Source organism: Dietzia cercidiphylli (assembly GCF_039531545.1).
Lineage (GTDB): Bacteria > Actinomycetota > Actinomycetes > Mycobacteriales > Mycobacteriaceae > Dietzia > Dietzia natronolimnaea.
In genome coordinates this window covers 1-6284 of sequence record NZ_BAAAQG010000010.1, presented here as the reverse complement: position 1 = coordinate 6284, position 6284 = coordinate 1, and the positions used below count along the sequence as shown (strand labels likewise).

Genomic DNA, 6284 nt, shown 5'->3' with positions numbered 1-6284 from the left:
GGTGTAGCGTTCCGGCTCCTCGCCGAAGGTGAAGCCGCGGCCCGAGATCTGCTCCGGTGTGATCTCCACGAAGTTGTACTTGAGCGTGGGGATCCACGGCTTGAGGTCGAGTTCCTCGGCGCGGTTGATCTCAGCGAAGCTGTCGAGCCGTCGGGCTTCACCCCGGACGACCACCGACCACGCCTCCTCGTCCTGGATGTGGTCGACCTGGAAGACCACGTCGGGGTGAACGGTGAGGCCGGCGAGCTTGCTGCCCTCCGCCGTGCGGAAGAAGATCCTGCCCTCCGTCGACAGCGCGTAGTTGACGGGGAAGATGTCGGCCCGCCCGCCCGAGACGGTGATCAGACGGCCGAGCGACTCGGTCGCCAGCAACTCGAGTGAGCGGCCCTCGTCGAATTCGGTGATCGGGTTGTGGTCCATGAAAATATTCTCCCAGGCTCCGGCCCGCTAAGGAAGAGTATGGCGCCCGGGGGCGGGGGAGCAGGGGGTGACGGACGTCACTGCACGGCGGTCACCTGCGGACTCGCCCGGCAATCGGGTAACGATCCGGCGAAGGTAGATGCGGCAACCGGTCCACGTCATTACGGTGGTAATTACCTATGAACCAAGGAGAACGAGAAGCACCCCGTAACCCTGATTCGTCCGACGCGGTTTTCCGCCCGCCCACCGCGGCAGACGGAAATCGCATGTGGGAGATCGCCCGCGACAGCGGAGTACTCGACCTGAACTCCTCCTATGCCTACGTGCTGTGGGGAGCGGAGTTCTCCGAGAGTTCGGTGGTCGTCGAGGTCGAGGGCCGCGTGGTCGGCTTCGTCACCGGATTCCTGCGCCCCTCGGAGCCGGACACGATCTTCGTCTGGCAGGTGGGCGTCGACGCGGACCAGCGCGGTAAGGGTCTGGCCGCACGGTTGCTCCACAACCTCATGGACCGGCTCGCCGAGCGCGGCGTGGTCCGCCTGCGCACCACCATCAGCCCGGACAACGAGGCGTCCCAGCGCACTTTCGGCGCCGTCGCGCGCGATCGGGGCATGACGTTGTCCAGCGAGGACTACCTCGGCGCCGAACTGCTCGGTGACGGGCACGAACCCGAAGATCTCTACACGATTTCCTAACAGGGCGCCCGGACGCATCCGTCCGCCGCCGCCGCCCGACACCATTGTTGATGGAGTGATCACCACCATGACCGAAGCCACGCACGACGCCAATCTGGACACCTCGATCTTCTCCGACCGCGAATCCGAGGTCCGCAGCTATTCCCGCAACTGGCCGGTGGTGTTCGACACCGCGAAGGGTGCGAAGCTCACGACCGTCGACGGGGACGACTACCTGGACTTCTTCGGTGGCGCCGGCGCGCTGAACTACGGCCACAACGACGACGACATGAAGAGCGCGCTGCTCGAGTACATCCAGCGCGACGGCGTCACCCACTCGCTCGACAAGTACACCGTCGCCAAGCGCGCCTTCCTCGAGACCTTCACCTCGACGATCCTCGAGCCGCGGGGGTTGGACTACAAGGTGATGTTCCCCGGGCCGACCGGGACGAACGCCGTCGAGTCGGCGCTCAAGCTGGCCCGCAAGGTCACCGGCCGCGAGGCCATCATCAACTTCACCAACTCGTTCCACGGCATGACCCTCGGGTCGCTGTCCGTCACGGGTAACTCCATGAAGCGCGCCGGTGCCGGGATCCCGTTGGTCCACGCCACGCCGATGCCGTACGACAACTACTTCGGCGGCGTGACCGAGGACTTCCAGTGGATGGAGCGCGTACTGGTCGACTCCGGTTCGGGCATGAACCGCCCGGCGGCCGTGATCGTCGAGTGCGTCCAGGGCGAGGGCGGTATCAACGCGGCACGCGCCGAGTGGCTGAGGGCCCTCGACGAGCTGTGCAAGCGCCACGAGATCCTGCTCATCGTCGACGACGTCCAGATGGGCTGCGGCCGCACCGGCGAGTTCTTCTCGTTCGAGTTCGCCGGCATCAAGCCGGACATCGTCACCCTGTCCAAGTCGATCGGCGGCTACGGCCTGCCGCTGGCGATCACCCTGTTCAACCGCGAGCTCGACGAGTGGACCCCGGGCGAGCACAACGGCACGTTCCGCGGCAACAACATGGCGTTCGTCACCGCCGAGGTGGCGCTGCGGAAGTACTGGTCGGACGACAAGCTGCAGAACCGCACGCTCGAGAACGGCCGGATCCTCCGCGAGCGCTTCTCCCCGCTGGTCTACAAGTACGAGGGCAAGCTCGAGCTCCGCGGCCGCGGCATGGCCTTCGGTATCGCCTTCCTGGAGAAGCCGGAGCTGGCCGCAGAGGTCATGGCCCGCTGCTTCGACAACAAGATGCTGGTCGAGACCGCCGGCCCGAGCGACGAGGTCGTCAAGTTCCTCGCCCCGCTCATCCTGACCGACGAGGAGCGCGACCGCGGAATCGAGATCTGCTACGAGGCAGTCGACCACGTCCTCGCCCAGCAGTACCTCTGAGCCCGCCCGGACCACCACACCTTCCCCGAGGAGGCACCACATGATCGTTCGCACCACCGCAGAGATCACCGACACCGACCGCCACATCAAGGGCAACAACGGCAACTGGGAGTCCAAGCGCATCGTCCTGGCCGACGACCGGGTGGGGTTCTCGTTCCACGAGACCACCATCGCCGCCGGAACGACCAACGACTTCCACTACGCCAACCACATCGAGGCCGTCTGGTTGACCCGGGGCAAGGGCACGTTGCGGGACCTCACGAACGACAAGGAGTACCCGCTCGAGGCGGGTTCGATGTACCTGCTCGACGGTCACGAGAAGCACCAGGTCATCGTGGAGGAGGAGATGCAGATGCTCTGCGTCTTCAACCCCCCGGTCGTCGGCGACGAGAACCACGACGAGAACGGCATCTACCCGCTCCTGCGCCTGCAGGACGACGGATCGGTCGTGCGCGAGAAGTAGGCCCCACACGCACCACCCGCGCCCTCCCCGGCCGGACCCGCTCCACCCGGAGCGGTGTCGACCGGGGAGTCGTGCGTGGGGGGTCGCGCGTCGGGAGTCTCGCGTGCTGGGTTCGGTCCGTTCCGGTCGCACACCCGGCCGGGCGGGAGGGCACACTGGTCGGGTGTCCACGATCGTGTTCCTCCACGCCCACCCCGACGACGAGACCTCGCAGACCGCCGGGATGATGGCCCTCGCCTCGCGTGGTGGCCACCGCGTCGTCACGGTCTTCGCCACCGACGGCGGCCACGGCCAGCGACCCGACCACCTCGGGCCCGACGGCGACCTGGTCGACCATCGGCGCGGTGAGGCCCGGGCCGCGGCAGCGGTACTGGGTGTCGCCCGGATCGACTGGCTGGGGTACCGGGACTCGGGGATGACCGGCTGGGCCCAGAACGACGATCCGCTGAGCCTGCACAGCGCCGACACCGACGAGGCGGCCGGGCGGCTCGCCCGGATCCTCGACAGAGAGGACGCCGACGTCCTGGTGGGGTACGACCACCACGGGAACTACGGGCACCCGGATCACCTGGCCGTCCACCGCATCGCCCGCCGCGCGGTGGAGTCGGCGGCCCGTCGCCCGCGGCTGTTGGAGGCCACGACCAATCAGGACGCCCAGCTCGAGATGCTCGACAGCCCCGAGGCGGCGGAGTTCCTGGCGGCGTTCGCGTCCGGCGGCATGGACGTGGAGGAACTGCGCCGGATGATCCTCACCGGGGACGACGGGCTGCCGGTCGGGGTCCCGCAGTCGGAGATCGCGTGGGCGATCGACCTGCCCGCGGACGTCGTGGAGCTCAAGCGTCGCGCCATGGAGTGCCACGCCAGCCAGACCAGCGACATCGGCATGATGTTGGCCCTGCCGGAGAACGTCTACACCGCGACGTTCGGGACCGAGTACCTCATCGAGCCGGGGTCCGACCAGTCGATGCGCCGCGGGTGGCCGTTCGACTGAATCGGCCGATCCGACCAGTCCCGATCCGACCAGCCCCGATCCGACCAGCCCCGCCCCGATCCGGCCTTCAGGGCATGTCGAGCGCGCGGACCCAGTCGCCGTGGCCGTGCGCCGTGGCCAGGGGTCGCCCGTTGACGGCGACGACGAAGATGCCCTTGTGGCGCCGGATCGGTTCCGGGACCTGCTCGGCGACGTCGGGCAGGAGGGTCACCCCCTCCACGGAGATCCACACCGCGCCCGCGTCCCGGCAGAGATCGGTGACCCGGCGGACGAACTCGGCGCGGGCCGGGGGCTCGAGGTACCCGAGCACCGCGGTGTGGAACACCACCGGCGTGGACCCCGCGGGGCACGCCGCCACGGAGTCCTCCAGCTTCTCCACCAGGTCCCCCGTGATGATCCGAGGCGGGTCGGCGGCGGCGATGTCGAGCGCGGCGTCCAGGCGGGGCACGCGCTCGGACTGCTGTCCGGGCCAGATCAGGCTGCGCAGCCAGGCACGCGAGTCCGCGTGGGCGGGGTCGATCGGGGCCAGGTCGACCCCGCCACGGTGGACGACGTCGGGCAGGGACCGCGGGCGGGGGACGCCGTCGCGCAGGGCGCAGTCGAGGACCGGCGTGCCGGCGGCCGGGGCGGCCGTATCCGATCCCGCCGGTCGCAGCTCGTGGGTGGAGCCGCCGTCGAGCGCGTACCGGTAGGCGTACCGGTCCGGGTAGAGGCACAGGCCGGCGGAGGCCCCCATCTCCACGAGCGAGAGCGGGCCCGGGAGCAGGGAGAGGAACGGCAGGAGGACCGCGCACCGCTTGGCCTCGTTGGTCTGCGTGGAGTGGGTGAGGGCGATCCGTTCGATCTGCGTCCAGTGGTCGTGGACGAACTCCCGGAACACCGGGTAGTCCTCGGTCTCGGGCGCGCCGGCGTGCCGGGCGGAGGCGAAGACCAGTGCGGGCTGTCGCTTGATCCGGGGCAGGCTCCCGATGAGCTCGCACGTCGCGGGGTCCTCGGCGATCCCCCGGGCCCACGCCAGGTAGACCGGGGTGCGGCCGCGAACCTCGAACTCGGCGAACTCGGCGTAGCGGGTGGGAACGTCGTCGACGTGCGCGGAGTCCATGCGGCCAGCGTGGCACACCGGGCGCCCCGGATCACCCGGATGTGCTGGCGCGGGGGCCGCCGACCGGCTATATTGGTGATGCATCAACCACTGGCCGCGACGACGACCGTAGGAGACCCCATGGCAGACGACACCGAGTTCATGCCAGCCAAGAACGCCTCGGAGGACGGGGAGTTCGTCCGCGACGCCACCTACATCAACGATCGGGTCGTGGCGGATCTCCCGGCGGGATCGGACCCGGTGGGCGAGAAGATCGGCGAGATGCGGTGGCCCGTCGAGGCCGGACGGTACCGCCTGATGGCGGCCCGTGCGTGCCCCTGGGCCAGCCGCTCGATCATCGTCCGCCGTCTGATGGGTCTGGAGGGCGCCATCTCCATGGGTCTGGCGGGCCCGACCCACGACGTCAACTCCTGGGTCTTCGACCTCGACCCCGACGGCAAGGACCCGGTCACGGGCATGCACCGGCTCCAGGAGGCCTACTTCAACCGGATTCCCGACTACCCGCGGGGCATCACCGTCCCGGCCCTCGTCGACCTGCCCACCGGGTCGGTGGTGACCAACGCGTACCAGAAGCTCAACTTAGATCTGCTCACGGAATGGTCGGCCTTCCACCGTGACGGCGCCCCGGACCTGTACCCCGACGAGCACCGCGACGAGATCGACGAACTGGACTCGTGGATCTACCCGACCGTGAACAACGGCGTGTACCGCAGCGGTTTCGCGGCCGAGCAGGGCGCCTACGAACAGGCCTACGACGAGCTCTGGGCCTCGCTGGACCGGCTCGAGGAGCGGTTGACCACCCGTCGGTACCTCGCCGGTGACACGATCACCGTCGCGGACATCCGGCTGTTCACCACTCTGGTGCGTTTCGACGCGGTCTACCACGGCCACTTCAAGGCCAACCGCAACAAGATCACCGAGATGCCGGCCCTGTGGGGCTACCTGCGCGACCTGTTCCAGACGCCCGGCTTCGGTGACACCTGCGACTTCCCGCAGATCAAGGAGCACTACTACAACGTCCACCGCGACGTGAACCCCACCGGAATCGTGCCCAAGGGGCCGGACCTCGCGGGCCTCCTCTCCCCGCATCACCGCGAGGAGTTGGGTGGCCGCCCGTTCGGCGCCGGCACCGCCCCGGGTCCGATCGAGGACCCGTCCGAACGGGTCCCGGAGGGGCACGGAGCAGGCTAGTGGGTATCTCCGTTAGTGCGTCGGGGGTCAGGCCGCTGCGCGGAGCGTGCCGTCGTTGTTGA

7 protein-coding genes are annotated in these 6284 nt (G+C 68.8%); 5 read left to right on the top strand and 2 right to left on the bottom strand.

All coding sequences use genetic code 11. The annotated features are described in order from the left end of the window. Positions 1-420 (bottom strand): pyridoxamine 5'-phosphate oxidase family protein (locus ABD250_RS10585; RefSeq protein ID WP_344392174.1); only part of this gene is annotated, 420 nt, incomplete at its 3' end. Positions 421-686: 266 nt separating this feature from the next. Between ABD250_RS10585 and ectA the strand changes: the two genes are divergently transcribed. The 4 genes from ectA to ABD250_RS10565 all read left to right on the top strand — a co-directional run bounded on the left by ectA (position 687) and on the right by ABD250_RS10565 (position 3929). Beyond that, positions 687-1112 (top strand): diaminobutyrate acetyltransferase, encoded by a 426-nt coding sequence (gene ectA, locus ABD250_RS10580; RefSeq protein WP_241730744.1) that lies wholly within the window; start codon positions 687-689, stop codon positions 1110-1112. A 67-nt stretch (positions 1113-1179) separates the two neighbouring features. Further along, on the top strand, positions 1180-2475 hold the full coding sequence (gene ectB / locus ABD250_RS10575) for a diaminobutyrate--2-oxoglutarate transaminase (RefSeq protein ID WP_182610113.1): 1296 nt from the start codon (positions 1180-1182) through the stop codon (positions 2473-2475). Positions 2476-2515: 40 nt separating this feature from the next. Further along, on the top strand, positions 2516-2938 hold the full coding sequence (locus ABD250_RS10570) for an ectoine synthase (protein ID WP_179523620.1): 423 nt from the start codon (positions 2516-2518) through the stop codon (positions 2936-2938). Positions 2939-3101: 163 nt separating this feature from the next. Then, positions 3102-3929, top strand: a complete 828-nt coding sequence (locus ABD250_RS10565) for a PIG-L family deacetylase (protein ID WP_182659118.1) — start codon at positions 3102-3104, stop codon at positions 3927-3929. Positions 3930-3996: 67 nt separating this feature from the next. Here ABD250_RS10565 and ABD250_RS10560 read toward each other — a convergent pair whose 3' ends face one another. Further along, a complete protein-coding gene (locus ABD250_RS10560; protein ID WP_344392168.1) occupies positions 3997-5031 on the bottom strand; it encodes a DUF2332 domain-containing protein in 1035 nt (344 codons plus the stop codon). 120 nt (positions 5032-5151) lie between these two features. On the opposite strand from ABD250_RS10560, the gene ABD250_RS10555 reads away from it, so the two are divergent. Next, positions 5152-6222, top strand: a complete 1071-nt coding sequence (locus ABD250_RS10555; protein WP_182657896.1) for a glutathione S-transferase family protein — start codon at positions 5152-5154, stop codon at positions 6220-6222. Positions 6223-6284 lie beyond the last annotated feature (62 nt).

What these genes read in the sequence shown, in the direction of transcription:
- ectB (WP_182610113.1), top strand. Translation starts at nt 1,180, where the DNA reads ATGACCGAAGCCACGCACGACGCCAATCTGGACACCTCGATCTTCTCC.
- ectA (WP_241730744.1), top strand. Translation starts at nt 687, where the DNA reads ATGTGGGAGATCGCCCGCGACAGCGGAGTACTCGACCTGAACTCCTCC.
- ABD250_RS10555 (WP_182657896.1), top strand. Translation starts at nt 5,152, where the DNA reads ATGGCAGACGACACCGAGTTCATGCCAGCCAAGAACGCCTCGGAGGAC.
- ABD250_RS10560 (WP_344392168.1), bottom strand. Translation starts at nt 5,031, where the DNA reads ATGGACTCCGCGCACGTCGACGACGTTCCCACCCGCTACGCCGAGTTC.
- ABD250_RS10570 (WP_179523620.1), top strand. Translation starts at nt 2,516, where the DNA reads ATGATCGTTCGCACCACCGCAGAGATCACCGACACCGACCGCCACATC.